A 436-nucleotide genomic window follows, 5' to 3' on the forward strand; every position below is an offset into this window, starting at 1 on the left:
TTCCTTCACTCCACTGTCGTTTCGCTTCGTGCAGCCGGTTCCCCGCGCGGATCGCTTGCACCCCAATCCCCCGCTGTTCCGCACGAGCTCGAAAGCAGGAGCGAACGGCTCCCGCTTCGCGAGATCATGGGAAAGGGCAAGGCAATGGCAAGCAAGGCAAGGGCAGCAAGCGCCATCATCACCAGTGACGTTTACGAGCGCATCACCCACCGCATCGTCGAGCAACTCGAGACGGGAACCCGGCCGTGGATGCAGCCGTGGGGCGGGGGAGGAACGCCGGTTCGTCCGCTGCGTCACAACGGTATGGCCTATCGCGGCATCAATACCGTGCTTCTGTGGATGACGGCGGCGGAAAATGGATATGCGTCGCGCTACTGGATGACTTACAAACAAGCGGCGGAATTGGGCGGTCAGGTGCGTAAGGGTGAGACGTCGA

The 436-nt window shown here is 61.7% G+C and carries 1 protein-coding gene; it reads left to right on the plus strand.

What is annotated here, in order from left to right; all coding sequences use genetic code 11:
* Positions 1-144: 144 nt before the first annotated feature.
* Positions 145-436: ArdC-like ssDNA-binding domain-containing protein (locus tag IB279_RS36790; protein ID WP_192341269.1), on the plus strand; the 292-nt coding region annotated here is incomplete at its 3' end.

The sequence above is a fragment of the Ensifer sp. ENS06 genome (assembly GCF_014852205.1).
GTDB lineage: Bacteria > Pseudomonadota > Alphaproteobacteria > Rhizobiales > Rhizobiaceae > Ensifer > Ensifer adhaerens.